This window comes from Paraburkholderia phytofirmans (assembly GCF_046028095.1).
In the GTDB taxonomy this organism is placed as follows: Bacteria; Pseudomonadota; Gammaproteobacteria; order Burkholderiales; family Burkholderiaceae; genus Paraburkholderia; species Paraburkholderia phytofirmans_A.
The window spans coordinates 39382-63999 of record NZ_JAQQDJ010000016.1 but is presented as its reverse complement, the minus strand read 5'-3'; the positions used below and the strand labels follow the sequence as shown (position 1 = coordinate 63999).

The window sequence follows — 24618 nt, the reverse complement described above, 5'->3', positions numbered from 1 at the left end:
GGCAGTGCAGGTGTGTGTGGCGAGTTTTGGTCACGGACAATAGCGCGGCCGTTGTTTTTGCCGCATTGTAACGACGCCGACGCGATCGTCTGGTCATATGACATTCCGTGTCGCGGGTTGCCGCCGAAAAGTTCGCGGTAACGTATAGATGAAGCGTACGCGCTTCGATTCATGCCGCAAGGCGCCCGAGTATCGCCGTATCCGGTGCGGTATCGGGGTTAAGGAGAGTAGTCATGGGTTCGTTGAGTATTTGGCATTGGCTGATCGTGTTGTTGATCGTAGCGCTCGTGTTCGGCACGAAGAAGCTGCGCAATATCGGCACCGATCTGGGTGGCGCGGTGAAGGGCTTCAAGGAAGGCATCAAGGAAGGCGAAACGCCGGCGGCCGAAGCGCAGCAGCGCGAACTGCCGCGCAACGGCGCGGTGGACGTGGAAGCAAAGGAAAAGACGCCGCGTTCCGGCGATTACCGCTAAGCCGCGGCTCAACCGCGTTACTGACGGACATTCCACTTCATGCTGGACCTCGGTCTAACCAAGATGGCGCTGATCGGCGTCGTCGCGCTGGTCGTACTCGGGCCTGAGCGCCTGCCACGCGTCGCCCGCACGGCCGGCGCGCTGTTCGGCCGCGCGCAGCGGTATATCAACGACGTGAAGGCCGAAGTCACGCGCGAAATCGAACTCGACGAATTGCGTCGGATGAAAAGCGAGTTCGAGGCTGCCGCGACCAACGTCCAAACTTCCGTTCAGGACAACCTGCGCAAGCACGAGTCCGAACTGAACGACGCGTGGAGCAGCGGCTCGTCGGTGTCGCCGAGCATTGCCGGCGGCGCGCTTGAAGACGTGGGCAATACCTCGTGGTCGGGCAGCACGCCTGCCGCGGCCGCCAAACGCAAGAACTGGCGCGTCAAGCAGACGGCCATGCCCACCTGGTACAAACGCGCGACCACGCGCCGCACGCGTGTGCAGTCGGGCGCGGCGCGCGTGGCGCGGCATACGCCGACCAGCATGCGTCGCCCGACGCGGTTCTTCTGATGATCAGAACGACAATCTCTAACCGAGGGCCGGCGTGAGCGACCCCCAGCATACCCAGGACGAAGGCACTGAAGAGACCTTCATTTCCCACCTCGTTGAATTGCGCGACCGTATCATTCGCGCCGGCCTTGCCGTCGTCGTGGTGTTCGTCGGACTCGTGTATTGGGCGCCGGATATCTTCCGGTTGCTGGCGCGGCCTTTGATGCAGAACCTGCCGAAGGACGGCAAGATGATCGTCACCGATGTCACCGGCTCGTTCTTCGTGCCGATGAAGGTGACGATGCTGGTGGCCTTCGTGATCGCGCTGCCGATCGTGCTCTATCAGATCTGGGCATTCGTCGCGCCCGGTCTTTATCAGCACGAGAAGAAACTGGTCGGGCCGCTGGTGGGAAGCAGCTACACGCTGTTCCTGTGCGGCATGGCGTTCGCGTACTTCGTGGTGTTCCCGACCATTTTCCGCGTGATGGCGCACTACAACGCGCCGCTCGGCGCGGAGATGACTACGGATATCGACAATTACCTGAGCTTCGTGCTGACCATGTTCATCGCGTTCGGCGTGACGTTCGAAGTGCCGATCGTCGTGGTGCTGCTGGTGCGTATGAACGTGGTGACGCTCAAGAAGCTCAAGGAGATTCGTCCGTATGTGATCGTCGGTGCGTTTGTGATTTCCGCCGTGGTCACGCCGCCGGATGTGTTCTCGCAACTGATTCTGGCGATTCCGCTGATCGTGCTGTACGAGGCGGGGATCATTGCGGCGCGGTTGATCGTCGGCAAACAGCCGGTGGTGATCGAAGACGCGAGCCCGTCGGAATGATGGTTTAGCGCTTCGGCGAACTAATGCAAACAAAAAGGGCAGTCCGTGATGGACTGCCCTTTTTGTTTGCGTGCGCGGCGCACGGTTTGCATTTGTTTATTGCGGGGCGTTGCGTTCTATTGGCCCTTCGCTACGTTCTCAACCGCCGTCGTCGTCCTGATCGCCGCTGCCGCCGCCATTGTCCTCGGCCGGTTGCTTCGGCGGAGGCGGGCGTTTGCCGATGGTGACGTCCAGATCCATCTCGCGGCTCTTGCGCACGAGATGCACCTTCGCGGCGGTGCCCGGCTTGATCTGCGCGATCACATTCAGCAGACGCGTGGTGTCGGTAATTTCCTGACCGTTCACGCTCATGAGAATGTCGCCCGGTTTGATGCCCGCACGGTCAGCCGGGCCGTTCTTCAGCACGCCCGCGACAATCGCGCCCGACTTCTGCTCCAGCCCGAACGATTCGGCGATCTCCGGCGTGACGTCCTGCGGTTCGACGCCGATCCAGCCGCGCGTGACCGAACCCGTGGTGATGATGCTCTCGAGCACGCTCCTCGCCGTCGAAACGGGAATCGCGAAGCCGATGCCGAGCGAGCCGCCCGAGCGCGAATAGATCGCGGTGTTGATGCCGAGCAGGTTGCCGTTCACGTCGACCAGCGCGCCACCCGAGTTGCCCGGGTTGATGGCCGCGTCGGTCTGAATGAAGTTTTCGAACGTGTTGATGCCGAGGTGATTGCGCCCGAGCGCGCTGACAATGCCCATGGTCACCGTCTGGCCGACGCCGAACGGATTGCCGATGGCGAGCACCACGTCGCCCACGCGCGTCTGGTCCATACGGCCTAGCGTGATGGTGGGCAGGTTGGTCATGTTGACCTTGAGCACGGCCAGATCCGTTTCCGGATCAATGCCGATCACCTTCGCATTCGTGGTGCGGCCGTCGGCCAGCGCGATTTCAATCTGATCGGCGCCGTCCACGACGTGCTGGTTCGTTAGAATGTAACCTTCCGAACTCACTATCACGCCGGAGCCCAGATTGGATGCGGGTTGTTCCTGCTGCTTGCGGTTCTTGTCGCCGAAGAAGTAGCGGAATAGCGGATCTTTCGCGCGCGGGTCCGGCGGCAGTGAGCCATCCTTGCTGGAAAACACATTGACGACCGCGGGCATGGCCTTTTGCGCGGCATCCGCGTACGACGCCTGAGCTGGGCCGCTACCGATGCCTGGCGCTACTTCCCGCAGGGCGACGATCGGTTCGGCGAGTTGCTTGCCGAATTGCCCTTGACGCTGGAGCCACTGCGGTTTGAGGGTCGCAATGATGAACATGAGCGCCAACAGCACGGTCACCGCTTGGGCAAAGAACAGCCAAAAGCGTCTAAGCATCTGAAGACTAGAGGTTTATATGGATCGGATCGAACTTGAATTGTACTTGAACAATCTCCTTGAAACCGCGCGCTTCAAGGACTATTGCCCCAATGGATTGCAGGTCGAAGGGCGCCGCAAGATCAATAAGCTCGCGACCGGCGTGACCGCTTCGGCGGCCTTCCTGGAGGCGGCGCTCGACTGGGGCGCGGACGCCGTGCTGGTCCACCACGGCTATTTCTGGCGCAACGAAGCGCCGCAGATCACCGGCCGCAAACACGCACGGCTGAAACTGCTGATCGGCAACGACGTCAGCCTGTTTGCGTATCACCTGCCGCTCGACGATCATCCCGAGTTCGGCAACAACGCGCAGATCGGCCAGAAGATGGGCTGGATCAGCGACGCGCGCTTCGGCGAGAACGACCTCGGCTGGCTCGCCACCTTTCCCATGCCGATCACGCTCGAGCACTTCACCGCGGAGATCGAGCAGACGCTTGGCCGCACGCCGCTCGTGTTCGGCGACCCTGACCGTCAGCTCCGGCGTGTGGCCTGGTGCACGGGCGCCGCGCAAGGCATGTTCGACGCGGCCATCGACGCGGGCGCCGACGTCTATCTGACCGGCGAAGTGTCGGAATCGGTGATGCACACGTCGGCGGAAAGCGGCGTCGCGTTTCTCGCGGCGGGCCATCATGCCACCGAGCGCTTCGGCGTGCAGGCGGTGGGCAAGCATCTCTCAGAGCAGTTCGATATCGAGCACCTCTTTATCGATATCCCTAATCCCGTTTGAATCGCAATCGCAATCGCAATCGCAATCGCGAGAGCGACGCAAAACGCATTAGCGAAGCAAAAGGCAGGAATAACGGAGAGGGCACTTAAAAGGAGGTGCAAAAAGGTTTGCGATTAGTACGGAGAAACCCTGATTTATCAAAGGCTTCGCACGGTTTTTGGCAATCGGGCCTTGTAAATGGCGACTCCATTCGCGCAAACTAGCGGCGGTAGAAGCGACGTGAAGGAAAAATCCAACTCAGAAGTGGGGCGTGTGATGCGAGACAAGGAAGATGAACGCGTCGACGGCAGCCGCCGTACCTGGCTGATAGCGACGACCGTAGCAGGTGGCATTGGAGGCGTTGCCACTGTCGTACCCTTTGTTAGTTCGTTTGCACCATCTGAAAAGGCCAAGGCAGCAGGTGCCCCGGTCGAAGTCGATATCAGTGATCTCAAGCCCGGCGACATGAAGACCGTTGCCTGGCGTGGTAAGCCGGTGTGGATCATCAACCGCACCGACCGTATGCTCGCCGATGTCCAGAAAGCCGATAACGAAGTAGCGGATCCCCACACCAAGAATCCTTTTTCGATGCCGTTGCCGGAGTACTGCAATAACGAGTTCCGTTCACGCACCGACCACAAGAACCTTTTCGTCGCCGTCGCCGTGTGCACCCATCTGGGCTGCACGCCGACGCCGCGCTTCCAGGAGGGCGCGCAGCCCAATCTTCCAGACGACTGGCCAGGCGGCTTCCTGTGCCCTTGCCACGGCTCGACCTATGACATGGCCGGCCGCGTCTTCAAGAACAAACCTGCGCCGCAGAACCTCGACATCCCGCCTTACATGTTCACCTCGGCCACCGGCCTCGTGATCGGCAAGGACGAGAAAGGAGAAGCGTAATGGCGATCGAACACGAAGTAGAGACGACCGGGCTGGTCGGCTGGATCGACCGGCGCTTTCCGCTGACTTCCACCTGGAAGAAACACGTTTCCGAGTACTACGCGCCGAAGAACTTCAACTTCTGGTACTTCTTCGGTTCGCTTGCGCTGCTGGTGCTGGTCAACCAGATCGTCACCGGCATCTTCCTCACCATGAACTACAAGCCCGACGCGACGCTCGCGTTCTCGTCGGTCGAGTACATCATGCGCGAGGTGCCGTGGGGCTGGCTGATCCGCTATATGCACTCCACGGGCGCGTCGATGTTTTTCGTCGTCGTCTATCTGCATATGTTCCGCGGGCTGATGTACGGCTCGTACCGCAAGCCGCGTGAACTGGTGTGGATTTTCGGCTGCGCGATTTTCCTGTGCCTGATGGCCGAGGCGTTTTTCGGTTATCTGCTGCCGTGGGGGCAAATGTCGTTCTGGGGCGCGCAGGTGATCGTCAACCTGTTCTCGGCGATTCCGTTCATCGGGCCCGACCTGTCGCTGTGGATTCGCGGCGACTACGTGGTCTCGGACGTCACGCTGAACCGCTTTTTCGCGTTTCACGTGATCGCGATTCCGCTGGTGTTGATCGGTCTGGTGGTCGCCCATCTGGTCGCGCTGCACGAAGTAGGATCGAACAACCCGGACGGCATCGAGATCAAGGCGAAGAAGGACCCGGACGGCATTCCGCTCGACGGCATTCCGTTCCACCCGTACTACTCGGTGCACGATTTCATGGGTGTCACGGTGTTCCTGATGATCTTCGCCGCGATCATTTTCTTCGCGCCGGAGATGGGCGGCTACTTCCTCGAAGCGAACAACTTCGTGCCGGCCAACCCGCTGCAAACGCCGCCTGAAATCGCGCCGGTGTGGTACTTCACGGCCTTCTACGCGATGCTGCGCGCCACGACTGATCCGTTCAAGATCGTGCTGATGGTCGTGATCGGGTTGCTCGGTCTGCTTGCGCTGGTGCGCGCGCGCGGCAAGTGGAAATTCGGCCTGCCGGTGCTCGCCGTGCTGGTGATTCTGGCCATGGCGTTCACCGAGTCGAAATTCTGGGGTGTGGTGGTGATGGGCGGCGCGGTCGTGTCGCTGTTCTTCCTGCCTTGGCTCGACCGCTCGCCGGTCAAGTCGATTCGCTACCGGCCGTTTTTCCACAAGGTGTTCTACGGGATCTTCGTGCTCGTGTTTTTGACGCTGGCTTTCCTCGGCACCAAGCCACCGTCGCCGGTCGCCACGTTGATCGCGCAGGTCTGCGCGCTGATCTACTTCGCGTTTTTCCTCGGTATGCCGTTCTGGACGCGGCTTGGCACGTTCAAGCAGCCGCCCGAACGGGTGCGGTTCAAGCCTCACTAATCGCGAGCCAGGAGAACACGAATGAAAAAACTGCTTACGAAGTGCGCGCTGATCGGCGCGACACTGCTCGCGGTGCTGGCCGCCCCGGCTTACGCGGACGAGAATTTCCCTCTCGACCGCGCGCCGGATAACGCGGAGAATTTCGCTTCCTTGCAGCACGGCGCGCAATTGTTTGTAAACTACTGCCTGAATTGCCACAGCGCGAACCTGATGCGCTACAACCGCCTGACCGACATCGGCATTGCGCCGAACGAAATTCAGGCGAACCTGCTGTTCACCACGGACAAAATCGGCAACACGATGACCGTGGCAATGCGGCCGGCCGACGCGCAAGCGTGGTTCGGCGCGAGCCCGCCGGATCTGTCGGTGGAAGCGCGGGCGCGCGGCAAAGACTGGCTGTATACGTATTTGCGCACTTTTTATCGCGACAATACGCGGCCGACCGGCTGGAACAATCTGGTGTATGAAAACGTGAGCATGCCTCACGTGCTGTGGCAGCTTCAGGGCGAACGTACCGCGAAGTTCGGGGATGAAACCGACGAAAAAACTGGCGAGACGGTACACAAATTTGTCGGCTTCCAGCAGGTCACTCCGGGGACGATGTCGCCGGTAGATTATGATTCTGCTGTGGCCGACCTCGTGTCGTACCTGTCATGGATGTCCGAACCGACTCAGAAAACCCGCAAGCAGCTTGGCGTGTGGGTGCTGTTGTTCCTCGGTATCCTGAGCTTTTTCGCCTGGCGATTGAACGCCGCGTACTGGAAACATATCAAATAATCACGCCGTCACCCGGCGTGGGGCCGGCGCCAGGAAAAACCTGTTGGACGGTTTTTCCGCGCGCTGGCCTTTCAGCTTTTTGAGGAAACGTAAACATGATGGTTCTGTATTCCGGCACAACTTGCCCGTTCTCCCAGCGCTGCCGGCTGGTGTTGTTCGAAAAGGGCATGGACTTCGAGATCCGCGACGTCGACCTGTTTAACAAGCCGGAAGACATCGCCGTGATGAATCCGTATGGTCAGGTGCCGATTCTCGTCGAACGGGACCTGATTCTGTACGAATCGAACATCATCAACGAGTATATCGACGAGCGCTTCCCGCACCCGCAACTGATGCCGGCCGATCCGGTTCAGCGCGCCCGCGCCCGCCTGTTCCTCCTGAACTTCGAGAAAGAACTGTTCGTGCACGTCGGCACGCTCGAAAACGAAAAGGGCAAGGCCGCGGAAAAGAATCACGAGAAAGCCCGTCTTGCGATCCGCGATCGTCTGACGCAACTCGCGCCGATCTTCCTGAAGAACAAGTACATGCTCGGCGAAGAGTTCTCGATGCTCGACGTCGCGATCGCGCCGTTGCTGTGGCGTCTGGATCACTACGGCATCGAACTGTCGAAGAACGCCGCACCGCTGATGAAGTACGCCGAGCGCATTTTCAGCCGCCCGGCTTATATCGAAGCGCTGACGCCTTCGGAAAAGGTGATGCGTCGTTGAGTGTGGCTTTGGGGCGAGGGCGCCGCGCGGCGGATTGAGCGCGGGCCCGCGCCCGGTAAGAGGACAGTTGATGCAAGAGATTTCCACCAAGCCTTACCTGCTGCGCGCGCTCTATGAGTGGTGCACGGATAACGGCTATACGCCGCACATCGCGGTTCGGGTCGACAATCAGACGCGCGTGCCGCGTCAGTTCGTGCGCGACAATGAAATCGTGTTGAACATCAGCTTCGAGGCGACCAGCCAACTGCAGATGGGCAACGAGTGGATTGAGTTCAGCGCGCGTTTCTCCGGCAAGTCGCACAAGATCGAGGTGCCGATCGCCAATATTCTCGCGATTTACGCGCGCGAGAACGGCCAGGGCATGGCGTTCCCGGTCGAGTCGACGGGCGGCGAAGCGCAGGATTCGGGCGCCGATGCGGAAGTGGCCGACGAGACCGAAGCGCCCGCGCCGCGCGCTGTCGAAACGGCACCGGCTACGGATGCCGCCGCCGTCAAAGCGGATAGCGACACGGCCGGCCCGCAGCCTGACGACGATGGATCGAAAGGCGGCGGAAGGGCTCGCCTCAAGATCGTAAAATGAAGTAGAATCACGGCCTCATGCCGGCTTAGCTCATCAGGTAGAGCGCTTGACTTGTAATCATGAGGTGGCGGGTTCGAGTCCTGCAGCCGGCACCAGTTGTACTAAACGGGGTTTCTGTTCAATCAGAAACCCCGTTTTTTCTTGGTGCGCGCTTATCGATAAGACGCCATGTTCGTGCCGCTGCACGGCGCTTCCGGCTGCAAACGGACCGGCTTCATGAAACATTGGTGAGCCGCTGAACGGTCCAAAATCACCATATCTCTTTCACCTTGTCGATTATGGACTTATAAGTCTACAAATTCCTCGGGCGAGGCCGGCATACCGTACGCTTCATCCGTTCCATGGGCGAATAGCGCACCGCGAATCCGGACGACAGAGGTACTATTCGGGCGTCAGTCGGCAACGCTTCCAAGTACTCCGGCGGGCAACGCCCCCGATGACGCGGCTTCTCAGCGCGTCGCTCCCGCAACACCGATCCCACCTCACCATGACCAGCCCTGCAACCCTCACCTGGCCCGAAGCCGACGGCCCCCGCTCAGCGCGTTGGCGCTCCGAAGCAGCCGTGCCGCCGCCCAAGCGTGTCATCGTTGCGGACGACCGCACCACCGCCGATTCCGCCTACCGACTGGCGTGCGAAGGGACGGCGCTCCTGTGGAACGGCGACTTCCAGAACGCTCGCCAGCTGCTGCAAGCGGTGACGCGCCGACTGGAGCGCAAGCCGCGCAAGCAGGGCGAAACGCCGCTCGACGCATTCAATCTGCATCGGCAGGCGCAGTCGCAACGCGCGCGCACGCTCGGCATGATCCTGATTCCGCTCGACGCCGCCTACGCTATTCCGCTGCGCCGCGCGCCCGATGTCCAGCAAGCCTGCATTGAAACCTACGGACCGTCGACCGACGAACCGTCCGTCGTGTCGCTGCGAGAACTGCTCGGCATGATCGGCGCGCACGAGTGGCGCAAGAAGGGCGTCGAGATTCCCGCGCTAGGCGACCGGATTCATCCGCATTACGGCGTGTTCTCGCCGGTGCGCGGCGAATACGTGGATCTCGTCGCGCGCACGCCGCTGCCTTCGCTGAACAAGGCGTTCGATATCGGCACGGGTACGGGCGTGTTGGCGGCGCTGCTCGCGAAACGGGGCGTGAAGAAAATCGTCGCTACCGATCAGGATCCGCGTGCGCTCGCTTGCGCGCGCGAAAACCTCACGCGTCTGGGTTACGACCAGCAGGTCGACGTCGTGCAGGCCGATCTGTTTCCGGAGGGCCGCGCGCCGCTCGTGGTGTGCAATCCGCCGTGGGTGCCGGCAAGACCTGCGTCGCCGATCGAGTACGCGATCTACGATCCGGAAAGCCGCATGCTGCTAGGCTTCCTGAACGGGCTGGCGGAGCATCTGTCGCCGGGTGGCGAAGGCTGGCTGATCATGTCGGATTTCGCGGAGCATCTCGGTTTGCGCACGCGCGATTGGCTGCTGGCTGCTATCGACAAGGCGGGGCTGACGGTGGTGAGTCGCGAGGACATTCGTCCGCACCACCCCAAGTCGACCGATGAAACCGATGCGCTGCACACGGCGCGCATGGCCGAAGTGACGTCGCTGTGGCGTCTGAAGGCGCGGTAGGCGTGAGATAGGCGCGCGGGTCGGGTAGGGCCGCGTCGAGGAAGCCGGATCGCCGTTCCGCTGTGGGACGACCGATGGGGCTCCCTCTACCCGAAGAGGTGAGACGCATTGCGGCTCTTTCAACAATGAGAGCGGCAATGCGGCGCGTCAGGTCGATGCGCCGCCGACATACGCCGCCGCCCCGCGCCCTGCCGCGAGGCCGCTGGCAAAGCAGGCGGTGAGCAGGTAGCCGCCCGTCGGCGCTTCCCAGTCGAGCATTTCGCCCGCGCAGAAGATGCCGGGCAGGCGCTCGATCATCAGATGCTCGTCGAGCGCCTCGAAGGGAATGCCGCCGGCAGTGCTGATCGCTTCCGCGATCGGCCGGGTGCGCGTAAGCCGCACCGGCAGCGCCTTGATGGCGTGCGCGAGACCGTTGGCGTCGGCGAAGGCTTCTTTCGGCAAAATCTCGTGCAACAGAGCCAGCTTTACCCCGCCAATGCCGATTCGGCCGTGCAAGTGGCTGGACATCGAACGTGAGCCTCGCGGTCGCGTAACTTCGGCGACGACCCGCTCCAAAGCCAAGCCTGGCGCCAGATCGAGCGTGATCATTACGTCGCCGTCAACCAGAATCCGGTCTCGAATCGCCGCCGACAAGGCATAGATCAGACTGCCTTCGAGGCCCGTTTCGGTCAAAAGTATTTCACCTTGTCGATTGTGGACTTTATTGTCTACGTCGGTGAGCGAGATGGCCACCGGCTTGACCGGTTGACCCGCGAAACGCTCGCGCAGGTAGGGGCTCCAGTCCGCGTCGAAACCGCAGTTCGCTGGCAGTAGGGGCGTGATGGGCACAGCGCGCGAGGTCATCAGTGGGACCCATGCGGCGTCCGATCCGAGACGCGGCCAGCTTGCGCCGCCGAGCGCAAACACCACGGCGTCGAAGGTGAAGGCTTGCTCGCCGTCGGGCGTCGCGAAACGGAACGTATGCGCGGCGGCGTCGCCGGCTTCGGTGTCCCAGCCGCACCACTTGTGGCGCATGTGAAACCGCACGCCCGCTTCGCGCAGTCGATGCAGCCACGCGCGCAGCATCGGCGCGGCTTTCATATCCGTCGGGAAAACGCGCCCCGAACTGCCGACGAATGTCTCCACGCCCAACCCGTGCAACCACGCGCGCAAGGCGTCGGGATCGAAGGCCCGCACGAGCGGCGCGATCTGTTCGCGGCGCGCGCCGTAGCGGCCGAGAAACGGCTCGAGCGGCTCCGAGTGCGTGATGTTCATGCCGCCTTTGCCCGCCATCAAAAACTTGCGGCCGACTGACGGCATGGCGTCATAGACGTCGACCTGCCCGCCTTGCTGCGCGAGCGCCTCGGCGGCCATCAAGCCGGCGGGGCCGCCGCCGATCACGGCGACGCGGGCGGAGTGGAATGAGGATGACATGCGGGCCTGCGGAAGAGCGGAAGTGGCGGCGCGCCGATGGCTCAAATGATCTGGCGGCGCGGAGGGCGCTATTCTCACACCCTGGGCAGCGCAGGGCAAACGCGCGAGCGGGCCGGCGGGCGGAAAAAGGTTGGGTTCAGGCGGTCGCGCATTCGCCGGGGCTTGCATCCGCTACTGTGTTATCCGACGACGCGACCTATACTTTTCAGACACCTTCCATCGGACGCCGCGCGCGTCTTCCTCGCGTCAAACCAACTCGCCAACTTCCCGCCACCCGGCGCTATCCGCGCGATCGGAGCCGCCGTGTCACGGCCGGCGATGCGGTCCGCGCGTCTGCTGCCTGCGTGGATGTCTGAACGTCGTCTGAATCAAGGAGACTGCCATGTCCCGCAAATACATCGATTGCCGCGAGTTTCCGAGCGAAACGAACTGCACCGTCGCCCTGTCTGCTGACAGCGAGAGCGAATTGCTCGACGCCGCCGTGCAGCATGCGGTCACGGTGCATAAGCACACGGATTCGCCGGAATTGCGCTCGCAACTCAAGACGCTCTTCCACGACGGCACACCGCCGGTCGAGGCGCCGCGCGCGTGAGTTGCTGTCTTTTGGGGAGCTACAGAACGAGCGACCCGCGCGAACGGCGTCTTGCCGCCCGCGCGGGTCGCAGCATCGTCGAACGATGTCCTAGCCGGGGTACGCCTCGTCCACTTTCAACCCGGCGAGCTTGAAGATGACCCGCAGCGTTTGCGGCTTGATATCGCGCCGCGAAGCAAGCGTAGTCATGACGAAGTCGAGCACCTTGGCGTACTTGAGCATGGTCAGGCAAGTTTCCATGTCCACGCTGCCGTCGCGCATGACTTCGGCCAGACGGAGCATTTCCGTCGAGATATCGCGGGCCATTTCCAGTTCGAGTTGCTGCTTCTCGGACCAGGCCGGGGTGGCGATGAGTCTCGCCAGCATTTCCTGAAATTTCTGTTCGACGTTTCCGTTGGGTACCGTATCCATTGCCGCCTCTTCTATTTTCCGAGCGCGCGTCCGCCTGACGTCTCGGCGCGCTGCTGGTTACGTAACGTTCGGCCCGTGTTCCGGGACCGTCCTCCCCACATGCACTCGGTTCGCGTGGTGAAAGCCACGGCCGCAGCCCGTTGTTATAGGCGCGACCGCCAGCACCACTGGGCCTGGCGTCACGCAAGCTGCTTTTGCACCTTTCCGGAACCTTCCACGTCATGCTGTTCGAGCAGGAAGTGTTCCAGGTTTAAGTTCTTTCTGACTTGGTTTGCGCGGCTCTTTCAGTCGGCAAGCCGCACTTTGGGTAAACTGGCAGCAACTTTTCCCTTTTTCCGTCACCTGTCGCACGTTCGCGCTGCAATTATTGGCGGTTTCCCTCGATGTCCAGCAAAACGCACGAAATTCGCCCAAATCAATCCGTCGAGTTGTTGAAGGAGCTTCACATCCTTACGCGCGACGGCAAGATGAACCAGGACAGCCGCCGCAAGCTGAAACAGGTCTATCACCTGTTCCAGTTCATCGAGCCGCTGCTCAAAGACCTCAAGAACGAGCAGGGCGCCGTGACCCTCGTCGACCACGGCGCGGGCAAGTCCTATCTAGGTTTTATCCTGTATGACCTTTTCTTCAAGGAGTTTCAGGCAGATGCGGGCGGTGCGGCACATATATACGGCATTGAGACGCGTGAAGAGCTCGTCACGAAGTCGGAAGAGCTCGCTGGCCGGCTGGGATTTACGGGCATGTCGTTTCTGAATCTGTCGGTGGCCGAGTCGATCACGTCGGACCGCTTGCCGGCCCAGATCGACATCGTGACCGCGCTGCACGCCTGCAACACCGCGACCGACGACGCGCTGCGCTTCGCGCTCGAAAAGAAGGCGAAGTACATCGTGGTCGTGCCGTGCTGTCAGGCGGAGGTGGCGGGGGTGCTGCGGCAGAACAAGGGCAAATCTCTCGGCAACGCCCTCACGGAGATCTGGCGGCATCCGTTGCACACGCGGGAGTTCGGCAGCCAGATCACGAATGTACTGCGGTGTCTGCAGCTCGAAGCGCACGGATATCAGGTCAGCGTGACCGAGCTGGTGGGTTGGGAGCATTCCATGAAGAATGAACTCATCATCGCCCAGTACAAGGATCTGCCGAGGCGTCGGCCGGCCGAACGCTTGAACGAGGTGATGGAAACGCTCGGGATCGAAGAGCTGAAGGAGCGGTTTTTTGTTTCGGCCTGATCAGGCGAAGTCGCGCAGTAGCTCGTGGCGGGCGCGTGGCGCGAATTACCGCTTCATCAGCGCATTCCAGCCGGCTAGCCCGATTCGCCGCAGCGTTTCCTGATTCCGCTCGTAAATCTCTTCAGCGTCGGGAAAAGCCTGAACCGCGCGTTCGATGCTGTCCTCGCGCAGCAGATGCAAAATCGGATACGGCGCGCGATTCGTGTAGTTCTCGATATCGTCGGGTTCGCTGCCTTCGAACTGGTAAAAGGGATGGAAGCTCGCGATCTGAACGACGCCTTCGAGCCGAAGCTGCTTGAGCATACGCTCGGCGAAAAACAGGCAATCGTTGTAGTCGAGAAAATCGCCGAGCGCCTGCGGCACGATTAACAGCGTCGTATCCACGGCATCAGGGTCGGCGGCGACCAGCGTCTGAAGCTCGGTTTCCAGATCGGTCAGCACGCCTTCCATGTCCACGGCATCGCTGACGGCGTAGCGAATCTGCCCCTTCACGTGGACTGCCTTCGCGAACGGGCAGAGATTGAGGCCGATCACAGCCTCGGTCAGCCAGTGGCGAGTAGCGGCAACAACGGCATCGTGGGATTCGGCGGGCAACGACATGGCAGGCGGCGCGGGAGATAAAGCGCCATTTTAACGGGGCGGACCGGAGTCGATTCGCGCCTCGCTGAAACAGAACGTCAAAGCAAAAAATTCAATCAGCCGCGGCCGACCCCGCCGACGCCGACGCGCCGCACGCCGCGCCGATCAACAGCGCGGCGACTTTCGGAGCGGCCAGAACGGGCCCGCATCCGGGCCCATAAGTCTGGCTGGCCGCATACACGCCTTCGATCATCAGACCCAGCGCATTGGCGAGCGCCACCGGATCATCGGCGCCCGCCGCCGTTGCCAATTCCGTGAGCCGCGCCATCAGGCGCGCCTTGTTGCGAGACACGAACTGCCGCGCCGGATGCGCCGCCTCCGGAAACTCCACCGACACGTTCACGAAAGGGCAGCCGCGATAATCGTCGACAGACGCGCGCACCGCGAGGTCGTCGAAATATTGCTGAAGCTGCCTTGCCGGCTCGCCCGGATGCTTGGCGAAGCTGCGCTCCACATAGCTGAAGAACTGCTCGTCTTTGCGCTCCAGGTAAGCCATGACGAGCTCGTCTTTCGACGAAAACTGCCGGTACAAACTCATCTTGTTCACGCCGGCGCGCTCGACCACCGCGTCCACGCCGACGGCTCGCACGCCCTCGCGATAGAACAGCTCGTCCGCGGCACGCAGCAAGTGCTGCTGCGCCTGCGGGCCGGCGGTCTGCGCGCCGCGCGTGCGACGCGCAGCGGCCGGCTTTGGGATTTGACTGTCGGACATGGATGACCACCTGAACTCAATTAACGCCTTGACATGTTACCGAGCAGTAACTAATATCGCAACACCTATTGTGACTGATCTGTCACAAGTCCTTTACCGAACGCGTAACAATATTGGCGGCGTCGCCTGCGGAGCAGGCGTCGATTGGAGAACCGATGAACTGGGCAGCAAGACTGATTGGCGGACGTTTCCACTACGGCTGGTTGACGGTCGCGGTGGTGTTTCTGGTACTGCTGGCGGCGGCCGGCACACGCGCCACGCCGAGCGTGATGATGGTGCCGCTCGAGCATCAATTCGGCTGGAGCCGCGCAACGATTTCTCTCGCGATCTCCGTGAACATCGCGCTCTACGGTCTGATGGGACCGTTCGCGGCGGCGGCAATGCAACGTTTCGGTGTGCGCCCCACGCTGCTGGCCGCGCTGGGAACAATGGCGGCGGGCGTCGCGCTGTCGTCGCTGATGACGCACCCGTGGCAGATGGTGCTGATCTGGGGCGTGATGGTCGGCGGCTCGACGGGTGTCGCGGCGCTGTCGTTGTCGGCGACGGTGGTGACACGCTGGTTCACCACGCGGCGTGGCCTCGTCATGGGCATTCTCACGGCGAGTTCGGCGACCGGCCAACTCGTGTTCCTGCCGATGCTCGCGGCTATCGCCGAGCACCACGGCTGGCGGCAGGTGGTGTGGGTCGTCGCCATTGCGGCCGCAATCGTGATTCCGCTGGTTGCGTTTCTGCTGCCCGAGCGCCCGGCCGACATGCAGCTGCGCCCGTACGGCGAACCGCACGATTCGCCCATCAACAGCACCGTCACCAAACAGAATCCGCTGGCGATCGCCTTCGGCACACTCGCCATGGCGAGCAAGACGCGCGATTTCTGGCTGTTGTTCTTCAGCTTCTTTATCTGCGGCGCGAGTACCAACGGCTATGTCGGCACCCATCTGATCGCGATGTGCGGCGACTACGGCATGACAGAAGTGCAGGGCGCTTCGTTGCTCGCCGCGATGGGCATCTTCGATCTGTTCGGCACGACGCTCTCCGGTTGGTTGTCGGACCGCTTCAATAGCCGCGTGCTGCTGTTCTGGTACTACGGTCTGCGCGGTTTGTCGCTGATGTATCTGCCACACGCTTTCGGCATCGACTTCTTCGGGCTGCCGCTGTTCGCCGTGTTCTACGGCCTCGACTGGATCGCGACCGTACCGCCGACCGTGCGTCTGGCCACCGACGTCTACGGCAAGGAATCGGCGCCGGTGGTGTTCGGCTGGGTCGTTGCCGGCCATCAACTCGGCGCGGCGTTCGCGGCGCTCGGCGCGGGCATGCTGCGCGCGAGCCTCGGCACGTACACGGTGGCGTCGATGATTTCCGGCGGCTTGTGCCTCGTGGCGGCGGTGATCGTGTTGCGGATCAACCGGCCCGCCAAAGTGCCGGAACCGCAGGCGGCATAAAACCGTACGCAATCGACCGGCACGATGCCGGAAACTGCGCCGGTTTGAACCGCGCCCGGCGATTCGGGTATCGCGACAACGACGGCCCCGCAAGGGGCCGTTTTGCTATTGCAGCCGCCGTCAAACAAACTACTCGCATGTAGGCGCACGCGTGCCGAAGCCCGGTTATGCTATGTGACCCCCGGGCAGTTGCCCGTCGTTCATGAATTTCGACCGAGAGAAGCGCATGACCAACAAACCCGCCCCTACCGCAATTGCCATTCACGAGCTGATTGCAGGCCGCTGGAGCCCGCGCGCGTATTCGAGCGAGCCGGTGAGCCGCGAGCATCTGCATTCCGTGCTCGAAGCGGCACGCTGGGCGCCGTCTTCGTATAACGCGCAGCCTTGGCGTTTTCTCGTATTCGACCGCAGCGTCGATGAAGTCTCGTTCAAGCAGGCTTTCGCCACGCTGGTGCCGTTCAACCAGGGCTGGAATGCGCCGGCGCCGGTGCTGATCGCGGTGACCACGCACACGCTCACCAACAAGGGCGAGGTGAATCGCTGCGCACCGTACGATGCGGGCGCCGCAGCGATGGCGCTGGTGTTGCAGGCGCATGCGCTCGGACTTGCCGCGCATCAGATGAGCGGCTTCGATCCGAACGCGTTCCGCACCGCATTCAAGCTGCCGAACGACGTCGAAGTGATCGCGATGATTTCGCTCGGTCATTACGGCGACGTGGACAAACTGGATCCGGTGTTGCGTGAGCGCGAGAAGTCGGTGCGTCAGCGTTTGCCGCTGGCGGAAATCGCCTATGGCGGCGGCTGGAAGAAGGCGTTCTGAGCGGTTTTTCAGGTTATGTATTGAGTAAAACGAACGCGCGGTGCTGACCGCGCGTTTTTCATTCGACGCCGTCCGCGACGCTCGACAGCGGCGTCGCCACGCTCTCCAGCGACTTGCGCTCCGCGTCCACGCCCCAGATCCCCGCGATTACCGCTGCCGCCAGCATCAGACCCGAGCCGACCAGATAACCCGAAAAGACCTCGCTGCGCTGATGCGTGTCGATCAGCCGGCCGAAAAACGCCGGCCCGGCGATACCGCCGAGCGCCGTGCCGAACGCGTAGAAAACGGCGATGGCCAGTGCGCGAATTTCCAGCGGAAACGATTCGCTGACGGTCAGATAAGCCGAACTCGCGGCCGCCGATGCGAAGAAGAAAATCACCATCCATGCGATCGTCTGCGTCACGACGGTGAGCATCTCGTGCGCGAACAGGTAGCCGCTCAGCGTCAGCAGAATGCCGGAGATCGCGTATGTCGCCGCGATCATCTTGCGTCGCCCGATCACGTCGAAGAACCGGCCGAGCAGCAGCGGTCCGAGGAAATTGCCGAGCGCGAAGGGCAGCAGATACCAGCCGATGTTGTCGCCCGGGACGTGGTAGAAGTCGGTGAGCACCAGCGCGTAGGTGAAAAAGATCGCGTTGTAGAAAAACGCCTGTGCGGTCATCAGCGAGAGGCCGACCAGCGCGCGCCGTCGATGCACGTTAAAGAGCGTATGGAATACCTCGCGCAGTGGCGTATGTCCACGAGCGCGTAAGCGCAGGCGCGTGAGATCGTCGTCGGAGAGCGCGTGGCCTTCGTTGCGAAAGCGCGTTTCGATGCCTTCGACAATCGCCCGCGCGTCACGCTCGTCGCCGTGCGTGAGCAGCCACCGCGGGCTTTCGGGCACCCAGATGCGCATCGGCAGGATGCCCAGCGCGAGCACCGCGCCGATAAAGAAACAGGCGCGCCAGCCCCAGTCGGGCGGCAGCAGATGCGGATCGAGCAGCACCAGCGAGCCGGCCGCGCCGAGCCCCGCGCCGACCCAGAACGTGCCGTTGATGCCCAGATCGGTCCAGCCGCGCACGCGCGCCGGCGTGAATTCCTGGATCGTCGAATTGATTGCCGTGTATTCGCCGCCGATGCCGGCACCGGTCAGGAACCGAAATAGCAGAAAACTGGCCAGATTCCAAGACAGCGCGGTGGCCGCCGTCGCCGCCAGATACAGGGCGAGCGTGATGAAAAACAGCTTGCGGCGTCCGAGCCGGTCGGTCAGCCAGCCGAATCCCAACGCGCCGAGCACCGCCCCGGCGATGTAGGTGCTGCCGGCCAGACCGACGTCGGCGTTGGTAAAGTGCAACGATGGACTAGACTTCAACGCACTTGCCACCGCGCCCGCCAGCGTGACTTCCAGACCGTCGAGCAGCCACGTGACGCCAAGCGCCACCACGATCAGCGAGTGAAACCGGCCCCACGGCAGACGGTCCAGCCGCGAAGGCAGATCCGTTTCAACGACCGTGGCGTTTTTTTCGTGGACGGCGGCAGTAGGCGGCGCGCTCATTGCTTGAAGTCTCCTCAATTCCGAAAATTGGCGGCGTATCCTGTCAAAATGAGCAATATTCGTTCCGTCGAGCTGGGCTTTAGCATGATCGCGAGCGCACCCGAAACGTCAGTTGATGCTGATTGGGCTTTCGTGATACAAAGCCGCTCCCCCTTCTGTCCGCGCCAGCCGTGAGCGGCGATTCCTGCCATGAACTATTGCGCGATTGACTTCGGTACTTCCAATTCTGCTGTGGCCGTTCCCGTCGACGGTGCGCTCAAGCTCGCGCCGGTCGAGGGCGCCTACACGACGCTGCCCACCTCGGTCTTTTTCAATACCGACGAAAACACCCGCGAATTCGGGCGGGCGGCGCTCGCAGCTTATATCGACGGCTTCGACGGCCGTCTGATGCGTTCGATGAAGAGCATTCTCGGCTCGCCGCTCGCCGAGAACTCCACCGATCTCGGCGACGGCTCCGCGATCAAATACACGGACGTGATCGCGATTTTCGTCGATCACCTGAAGCGTTCGGCGGAAAAAAGCGCTGGCGGCCCGATTCAACGCGCGGTACTGGGCCGCCCGGTGTTTTTCGTCGACGACGACCCTCGTGCCGATCAGATGGCGCAGCAGCAGCTCGAAGCCGCCGCGCGCTCGGTCGGTCTGCGGGAAATCCACTTTCAGTATGAGCCGATCGCGGCCGCGTTCGACTACGAGTCGCATCTGACGGAAGAAGGCCTCGTGCTGGTGGCCGACATCGGCGGCGGTACCTCGGACTTTTCGCTGGTGCGCGTTGGGCCGGAGCGGATGAAGCGCGTCGAGCGCAAGGACGACGTGCTGGCGCATCACGGCGTGCACGTTGCCGGCACGGATTTCGACCGTCGCGTGGAACTGGCGACGATCCTGCGCGAAATGGGCTATCAGACGCTGGATCCGGAAGGCCGCGAGATTCCGAACCGGATCTATTTCGATCTGGCGACCTGGCATCTGATCAACACCGTCTACGCCCCGAAGCGCGTCAGCGAACTCGCGCTGATGCGGCACCTGTTCACCGAAGCCAAGCATCACGACCGCCTGATGCGAGTTGTGGAGCGCCGCTTGGGTCACGCGCTGGCAGCGCACGCGGAAGAAGCGAAGATCGGCGTGGCGGCGGGCGGCGAGACCGTGATCGATCTCGATGAAGTGGAAGACGACCTGCGTCTCGCGTTCGACGAGGCGCAATTGATCAAGGCCGGCCACGATGAAACGCTGCGCATCGTGCAGGCGGCGCGCGACACGGTGCAGGCGGCCGGCGTGGCGACACGCGACGTTAACGCGATTTACTTTACGGGCGGTTCAACCGGATTGGCGTTTCTATCGGGCGCATTGGCGGCGGCATTCCCGGATGCTAAAGCGGTATTCGGCGACCGTCTCGCGAGTGTCGCGACTGGACTCGGCATTCACGCGCGACGTCTATTCGGATAACCAAAATCATCAACCGCATACTGCGAAGATAATCACCATTCGCAATAGCGACGGATATAAAAAAACCCCGCCGAGGCGGGGTTTTTTTGCGTCCAGAAGGAAGCGTGTTGCTTACACCGGCTTGATGTTAGCAGCTTGCTTGCCCTTCGGGCCCGTCTTCACTTCAAACGTAACCTTTTGGTTTTCTTGCAGCGTCTTGAAGCCTTCCGTGCGGATTTCCGAGAAATGCGCGAACAGATCTTCGCCACCGCCGTCCGGCGTGATGAAGCCAAAGCCCTTTGCGTCATTGAACCACTTGACGGTACCGGTTTCCATATTACTTGTTCCTAAAGATGGTAAATAAGGCCGAAGCCCAGAGGGTGCATGAAAATCAAGGAAGGGGGTAATGGGACCAACCGGAGTACCGTTGATGGGCGAACTACGAAAGACCAATTCACTCGCCGCTTGAAATCCTGCCCGAACGTTATACGGCGATTTTGAGAGAAGGTCAACAGTCTCCCCACAACTTTACGAACTTTCGCCAACGTGGCGTAAAAGTTGCTTACAAAGCTTGCTATTCGTCCGATTTTTTTGCTAGGGAGAACCCTTGGTTTTGCTGCAGGGACTGGGTGCAACCGTTAAACTACGCGCCTCGCGTCGGTTGCACCTGTTTGGAATGGGCCGTCGCGTACGCATGCGCGTCACCCGTTTGCAGCGCCTCCAAGGCGATCTAACGCGGTGCCGACATGGTTCTGCTGCAAATTTGCATGGGCCGGAGTCAGTGCGAAAGCGCTCACTCCGGCCGACACAGGAGAAGACGTGAAAAGTTCTATACAACGGAACATCGGCCCGTTCGCGCTGATGCTGACGGGCTTAGGTTCCATCATCGGATCGGGCTGGCTGTTCGGCGCGTGGAAGGCTGCAAAAATTGCTGGTCCCGCTGCCGTTTGTGCATGGGTGATCGGCGCGGTCGTGATTCTCGCGATCGCATTGACCTACGCCGAACTCGGCGCGATGTTCCCGGAGTCCGGCGGCATGGTGCGTTATGCGCGCTATTCGCACGGCGCGCTCGTGGGTTTCATTAGCGCATGGGCCAACTGGATTGCCATCGTCTCGGTGATTCCGATCGAAGCTGAAGCGTCCATTCAATATATGAGTACGTGGCCCTATCCGTGGGCGCATGCGCTATTCGTGGATGGCTCATTAACCACGAACGGCTTATCACTGTCTGCGGCGCTCGTGATCATTTACTTCATGCTGAACTATTGGGGCGTGAAACTGTTTGCGCGTGCCAATTCGGCGATCACGATCTTCAAGTTCCTGATTCCCGGCGCGACGATCCTCGGTTTGATGTTCACGGGCTTCCATAAGGAAAACTTCGGTGAAGCGAGTACCTTTGCGCCGTACGGCTGGTCGGCGGTACTGACGGCGGTATCGACGAGCGGCATCGTGTTCGCGTTCAACGGTTTCCAGAGCCCAATCAATCTCGCGGGTGAAGCGCGCAATCCGGCCAAGAGCGTGCCGTTCGCGGTGATCGGCTCGATCCTGCTCGCGCTGGTGATCTACGTGCTGCTGCAGATTGCGTATATCGGCGCGGTGAATCCGAGCGACGTGATGAAGGGCTGGAGCCACTTCAACTTCGCTTCGCCGTTCGCCGAGCTCGCGATCGCGCTGAACCTGAACTGGCTGGCGATCCTGCTGTACGTCGACGCATTCGTCAGCCCGAGCGGCACCGGCACGACCTATATGGCGACCACCAGCCGCATGATCTACGCGATGGAGCGCAACAACACGATGCCGAAGATGTTCGGCAACGTTCACCCGTTCTACGGCGTGCCGCGTCAGGCGATGTGGTTCAACCTGCTGGTGTCGTTCATTTTCCTGTTCTTCTTCCGCGGCTGGAGTTCGCTCGCGGCGGTGATTTCGGTCGCAACCGTGATCTCGTACCTGACCGGCCCGATCAGCCTGATGGCCCTGCGCCGCGCGGCGACGGACCTCGAGCGTCCGCTGCATATTCCGGGCATGAAGATCATTGCGCCGTTTGCGTTCGTCTGCGCGTCGCTGATCCTGTACTGGGCGAAGTGGCCGCTGACCGGCGAAATCATTCTGCTGATGGTCGTCGCGCTGCCGGTGTACTTCTACTTCCAGGCGAAGTCGGGTTTTGCCGGCTGGGGCCGTGATCTGAAGGCGGCGTGGTGGCTGGTCGCTTATCTGCCGGTCATGGCGATTCTGTCGCTGATCGGCAGCAAGCAGTTCGGCGGTCACGACCTGATTCCTTATGGCTGGGACATGGTGGTGGTTATCGCGTTTTCGCTGGTGTTCTATTACTGGGGCGTGACGAGCGGTTATCGCTCGGAATATCTGGACGAGCGTAGCGAGCATGACGAAGTGCTCGAAGGCATGGGCGCTCATTAAGGTGCTGCGTTCGAGTCTGTAAAAAACCCTCGCCTGAGTTGCTCAGGCGAGGGTTTTTCTTTTCTGCGGTGCTTATGACACTGCGTCAGGCTGTGCCGAACACATAGTTCGTCATGGCGAGCGAGCGCTGGTAGGTTCCGAGCGACTGGATAGCCAGCGAATAGTCGTCATCTGCCGCGCCCAATGCGGCGAATACCGGCAGCAGATGCTCGTCGGTGGGATGCATCAGCACCGCGTGCGGCGCCTGGCGGCGATAGTCGAGCAGCGCGTCGATATCGTGCGCGGCGAGCTTTTCCTCGAACCAGTCGGTGAACTCGGCGACGCGTGGATCGGCGTCCTCAGGGCGCGCGGAGAAGTCAGCGGCGCGCAGGTTGTGCGTGATCTGGCCGGAGCCGATCACCATCACGCCGTCGTCTTGCAACGACCGCAGCGCCCGGCCGACGCGAAAGTGATGCGCCGCGTCCATGTGCGGCTGGATCGACAACTGAGCGACGGGCAAGTCGGCATCAGGAAACATGAGCAGCATCGGCACCCACGCCCCGTGGTCGAGTCCGTGCGGCTGGGCACCCGCGAGGATGCCGCTCTCGCCGAGCAACACGGCCGCGCGGCGCGCCACATCGGGCGCCCCCGGAGCCGGGTACTGAATCTCGTACAACTGACGCGGAAAGCCATAGAAATCGTGGATGGTTTCCGGCGCCGTGGACGTGCTCGCCACCGGCTGCGCCGTGCCCCAATGGGCCGACAGCATCAGTACGGCCTCCGGTCGTGGCAACTGGGCGCTCAGCACGCCGAATTCGGCGGACGGCAACGACGGGTCGATCGGCAGCGTGGGCGCGCCGTGGGACAGGAAAAGCGAGGGTAAGCGGTTCATGGCAGCAACGCGGCCGCGAGAGCGCGGCACAGAGATTGGGTTGCTACCAATATAGGGCTGCACCGCGATTTGATAAACGGGCTAAAACAGAATTGATTGTGTCGCGGATGTTGTGAATCCGTGCGTATGCACGGACATCGCCGCCCTAGCTGACGCGCTATTCCTGCGCGCCGCGCAGTCCAGGCCACGCCGGCGACAAAGCCGGTCCGAGCGCAAACAGATCCAGCACGCGCGCCACGGTGCGATCGACCATTTCGTCGATGGAAGCAGGTTGATTGTAGAAGGCGGGCAAGGGCGGGAAAATCACGCCGCCCATTTCAGTGACGGCCGTCATGTTGCGCAGATGCGCCAGATTGAACGGCGTCTCGCGCACGAGCAGCACGAGGCGGCGGCGCTCCTTGAGAGTGACGTCGGCGGCGCGCGTGATCAGATTGTCCGAGAAACCATGTGCGACGCTGGCGAGCGTCTTCATGGAGCAAGGCGCGACCACCATGCCGTCGGTGGCATACGAGCCGGAGGCGATGCTCGCACCGACGTCGCGCACCGAATGGACGACATCCGCGAGCGGATGCACGTCTTCTTTGCTCAACTGGAGTTCGTGCTGAATATTGAGCCAACCCGCGCTCGAAATCAGCAGATGGCTCTCGACGCCGCCCAACCGGCGCAGCGTTTCGAGTATCCGGATGCCGTAGATGGCACCCGTCGCGCCGGTGATCGCGACGATCAGCCGGCGTGGCGCCGCAGCGCGTGTTTCCATGGCTCGCGGCGCCTAAGGAGAGAAGCGTGTGAACCGAGGCCGCTCAGGCCGCGGCGAACAGCTGCTGCAGTTCGCCCGATTCGTACATTTCCATCATGATGTCCGAGCCGCCGACGAATTCGCCCTTCACGTACAGCTGCGGAATGGTCGGCCAGTTCGAGAACTGTTTGATGCCCTGGCGGACTTCGTCGTCTTCGAGCACGTTGACGGTCTTGATCTCACCGACGCCGCACGCCTTCAGAATCTGGATGGCGCGGCCCGAAAAGCCGCACATCGGGAACTGAGCGGTGCCCTTCATGAAGAGGACGACATTGTTCTCGTCGACGATTTGCTTGATGCGTTGTTGCGTATCCATGACTGACCTTGCGGTTCCGTTATGTGTAGGGAATAGGCTGAAATGATAGCGGATTTCGATACAGCCGGCCGGGCGCCGCTTTGTCCGTGCAGCGTTTGTGGATATTGGGCG

At 61.7% G+C, this 24618-nt stretch carries 26 protein-coding genes and 1 tRNA gene; 17 read left to right on the top strand and 10 right to left on the bottom strand.

Annotated elements, in window-relative coordinates:
- Nucleotides 1-233 precede the first annotated feature (233 nt).
- Genes tatA through tatC form a run of 3 tightly spaced genes read left to right on the top strand, consistent with a single transcriptional unit; the run spans nucleotide 234 to nucleotide 1845 of the window.
- Nucleotides 234-473: a Sec-independent protein translocase subunit TatA gene (gene tatA / locus PQR54_RS33165; protein ID WP_106284200.1), complete on the top strand. Its 240-nt coding sequence runs from the start codon at nucleotides 234-236 to the stop codon at nucleotides 471-473.
- 39 nt (nucleotides 474-512) lie between these two features.
- Nucleotides 513-1031, top strand: a complete 519-nt coding sequence (gene tatB / locus PQR54_RS33160; RefSeq protein ID WP_408253127.1) for a Sec-independent protein translocase protein TatB — start codon at nucleotides 513-515, stop codon at nucleotides 1029-1031.
- 34 nt (nucleotides 1032-1065) lie between these two features.
- Nucleotides 1066-1845: a twin-arginine translocase subunit TatC gene (tatC, locus tag PQR54_RS33155; RefSeq protein ID WP_408235033.1), complete on the top strand. Its 780-nt coding sequence runs from the start codon at nucleotides 1066-1068 to the stop codon at nucleotides 1843-1845.
- 138 nt (nucleotides 1846-1983) lie between these two features.
- Here tatC and PQR54_RS33150 read toward each other — a convergent pair whose 3' ends face one another.
- Nucleotides 1984-3207, bottom strand: coding sequence for a Do family serine endopeptidase (locus PQR54_RS33150; protein ID WP_106314103.1), 1224 nt, complete (start codon nucleotides 3205-3207; stop codon nucleotides 1984-1986).
- 19 nt (nucleotides 3208-3226) lie between these two features.
- On the opposite strand from PQR54_RS33150, the gene PQR54_RS33145 reads away from it, so the two are divergent.
- The 8 genes from PQR54_RS33145 (at nucleotide 3227) to PQR54_RS33110 (ending at nucleotide 9904) form a co-directional block, all read left to right on the top strand.
- Nucleotides 3227-3973, top strand: coding sequence for a Nif3-like dinuclear metal center hexameric protein (locus tag PQR54_RS33145; RefSeq protein WP_408253124.1), 747 nt, complete (start codon nucleotides 3227-3229; stop codon nucleotides 3971-3973).
- A 255-nt stretch (nucleotides 3974-4228) separates the two neighbouring features.
- On the top strand, nucleotides 4229-4849 hold the full coding sequence (gene petA, locus PQR54_RS33140; protein ID WP_012434493.1) for a ubiquinol-cytochrome c reductase iron-sulfur subunit: 621 nt from the start codon (nucleotides 4229-4231) through the stop codon (nucleotides 4847-4849).
- Entirely contained in the window at nucleotides 4849-6228 is a 1380-nt protein-coding gene (locus PQR54_RS33135; protein ID WP_408253122.1) for a cytochrome b, read from the top strand. Before petA ends, PQR54_RS33135 begins: the two co-directional genes overlap by 1 nt.
- A gap of 21 nt (nucleotides 6229-6249) precedes the next feature.
- A complete protein-coding gene (locus tag PQR54_RS33130; RefSeq protein WP_408253120.1) occupies nucleotides 6250-7005 on the top strand; it encodes a cytochrome c1 in 756 nt (251 codons plus the stop codon).
- Nucleotides 7006-7100: 95 nt separating this feature from the next.
- Nucleotides 7101-7712: a glutathione S-transferase N-terminal domain-containing protein gene (locus tag PQR54_RS33125; RefSeq protein ID WP_006052302.1), complete on the top strand. Its 612-nt coding sequence runs from the start codon at nucleotides 7101-7103 to the stop codon at nucleotides 7710-7712.
- Between the two features lie 70 nt (nucleotides 7713-7782).
- Entirely contained in the window at nucleotides 7783-8292 is a 510-nt protein-coding gene (locus tag PQR54_RS33120; RefSeq protein WP_408253118.1) for a ClpXP protease specificity-enhancing factor, read from the top strand.
- A 19-nt stretch (nucleotides 8293-8311) separates the two neighbouring features.
- Nucleotides 8312-8387, top strand: a tRNA-Thr gene (locus PQR54_RS33115).
- Nucleotides 8388-8779: 392 nt separating this feature from the next.
- Nucleotides 8780-9904 (top strand): methyltransferase, encoded by a 1125-nt coding sequence (locus PQR54_RS33110; RefSeq protein ID WP_408253116.1) that lies wholly within the window; start codon nucleotides 8780-8782, stop codon nucleotides 9902-9904.
- 147 nt (nucleotides 9905-10051) lie between these two features.
- On the opposite strand, the gene PQR54_RS33105 is transcribed toward PQR54_RS33110, so the two are convergent.
- The gene (locus PQR54_RS33105) at nucleotides 10052-11317 is read right to left on the bottom strand and encodes a TIGR03862 family flavoprotein (RefSeq protein ID WP_408253114.1); all 1266 of its coding nucleotides are present in this window, start codon (nucleotides 11315-11317) and stop codon (nucleotides 10052-10054) included.
- A 382-nt stretch (nucleotides 11318-11699) separates the two neighbouring features.
- Between PQR54_RS33105 and PQR54_RS33100 the strand changes: the two genes are divergently transcribed.
- Nucleotides 11700-11909 carry a DUF1059 domain-containing protein gene (locus PQR54_RS33100; RefSeq protein ID WP_106284210.1) on the top strand — a complete coding sequence of 70 codons (210 nt, stop codon included), beginning with the start codon at nucleotides 11700-11702 and terminating at the stop codon, nucleotides 11907-11909.
- Between the two features lie 90 nt (nucleotides 11910-11999).
- Here PQR54_RS33100 and PQR54_RS33095 read toward each other — a convergent pair whose 3' ends face one another.
- Nucleotides 12000-12320: a type II toxin-antitoxin system HicA family toxin gene (locus PQR54_RS33095; protein ID WP_408253112.1), complete on the bottom strand. Its 321-nt coding sequence runs from the start codon at nucleotides 12318-12320 to the stop codon at nucleotides 12000-12002.
- Between the two features lie 383 nt (nucleotides 12321-12703).
- Here PQR54_RS33095 and PQR54_RS33090 point away from each other — a divergent pair, with 383 nt between their 5' ends.
- Nucleotides 12704-13546, top strand: a complete 843-nt coding sequence (locus PQR54_RS33090) for a class I SAM-dependent methyltransferase (RefSeq protein WP_408253110.1) — start codon at nucleotides 12704-12706, stop codon at nucleotides 13544-13546.
- Between the two features lie 45 nt (nucleotides 13547-13591).
- Here PQR54_RS33090 and PQR54_RS33085 read toward each other — a convergent pair whose 3' ends face one another.
- Together PQR54_RS33085 and PQR54_RS33080 are read right to left on the bottom strand one after the other, a co-directional pair.
- Nucleotides 13592-14146, bottom strand: coding sequence for a DUF1415 domain-containing protein (locus PQR54_RS33085; protein ID WP_408253108.1), 555 nt, complete (start codon nucleotides 14144-14146; stop codon nucleotides 13592-13594).
- 91 nt (nucleotides 14147-14237) lie between these two features.
- A complete protein-coding gene (locus tag PQR54_RS33080) occupies nucleotides 14238-14897 on the bottom strand; it encodes a TetR/AcrR family transcriptional regulator (protein WP_408253106.1) in 660 nt (219 codons plus the stop codon).
- Between the two features lie 155 nt (nucleotides 14898-15052).
- Here PQR54_RS33080 and PQR54_RS33075 point away from each other — a divergent pair, with 155 nt between their 5' ends.
- The gene (locus PQR54_RS33075) at nucleotides 15053-16336 is read left to right on the top strand and encodes an MFS transporter (RefSeq protein ID WP_408253104.1); all 1284 of its coding nucleotides are present in this window, start codon (nucleotides 15053-15055) and stop codon (nucleotides 16334-16336) included.
- Nucleotides 16337-16562: 226 nt separating this feature from the next.
- Nucleotides 16563-17156: a nitroreductase family protein gene (locus PQR54_RS33070; protein ID WP_181916803.1), complete on the top strand. Its 594-nt coding sequence runs from the start codon at nucleotides 16563-16565 to the stop codon at nucleotides 17154-17156.
- Nucleotides 17157-17214: 58 nt separating this feature from the next.
- Here the strand turns inward: PQR54_RS33070 and PQR54_RS33065 are convergent, their stop codons facing one another.
- Entirely contained in the window at nucleotides 17215-18690 is a 1476-nt protein-coding gene (locus PQR54_RS33065; protein WP_408253102.1) for an MFS transporter, read from the bottom strand.
- Between the two features lie 189 nt (nucleotides 18691-18879).
- Here PQR54_RS33065 and PQR54_RS33060 point away from each other — a divergent pair, with 189 nt between their 5' ends.
- Nucleotides 18880-20130 (top strand): Hsp70 family protein, encoded by a 1251-nt coding sequence (locus tag PQR54_RS33060; protein WP_408253100.1) that lies wholly within the window; start codon nucleotides 18880-18882, stop codon nucleotides 20128-20130.
- A gap of 111 nt (nucleotides 20131-20241) precedes the next feature.
- On the opposite strand, the gene PQR54_RS33055 is transcribed toward PQR54_RS33060, so the two are convergent.
- Complete coding sequence (locus PQR54_RS33055) at nucleotides 20242-20445, bottom strand: cold-shock protein (RefSeq protein ID WP_007180251.1); 204 nt, start codon at nucleotides 20443-20445, stop codon at nucleotides 20242-20244.
- Nucleotides 20446-20928: 483 nt separating this feature from the next.
- Between PQR54_RS33055 and PQR54_RS33050 the strand changes: the two genes are divergently transcribed.
- Nucleotides 20929-22524 carry an APC family permease gene (locus tag PQR54_RS33050; RefSeq protein WP_408253098.1) on the top strand — a complete coding sequence of 532 codons (1596 nt, stop codon included), beginning with the start codon at nucleotides 20929-20931 and terminating at the stop codon, nucleotides 22522-22524.
- Between the two features lie 85 nt (nucleotides 22525-22609).
- On the opposite strand, the gene PQR54_RS33045 is transcribed toward PQR54_RS33050, so the two are convergent.
- The 3 genes from PQR54_RS33045 to grxD form a co-directional block, all read right to left on the bottom strand.
- Entirely contained in the window at nucleotides 22610-23395 is a 786-nt protein-coding gene (locus tag PQR54_RS33045) for a DODA-type extradiol aromatic ring-opening family dioxygenase (protein ID WP_408253096.1), read from the bottom strand.
- 157 nt (nucleotides 23396-23552) lie between these two features.
- Complete coding sequence (locus PQR54_RS33040) at nucleotides 23553-24152, bottom strand: UbiX family flavin prenyltransferase (protein WP_408253094.1); 600 nt, start codon at nucleotides 24150-24152, stop codon at nucleotides 23553-23555.
- Nucleotides 24153-24195: 43 nt separating this feature from the next.
- A complete protein-coding gene (grxD, locus tag PQR54_RS33035; RefSeq protein WP_012434475.1) occupies nucleotides 24196-24507 on the bottom strand; it encodes a Grx4 family monothiol glutaredoxin in 312 nt (103 codons plus the stop codon).
- Nucleotides 24508-24618: the final 111 nt, after the last annotated feature.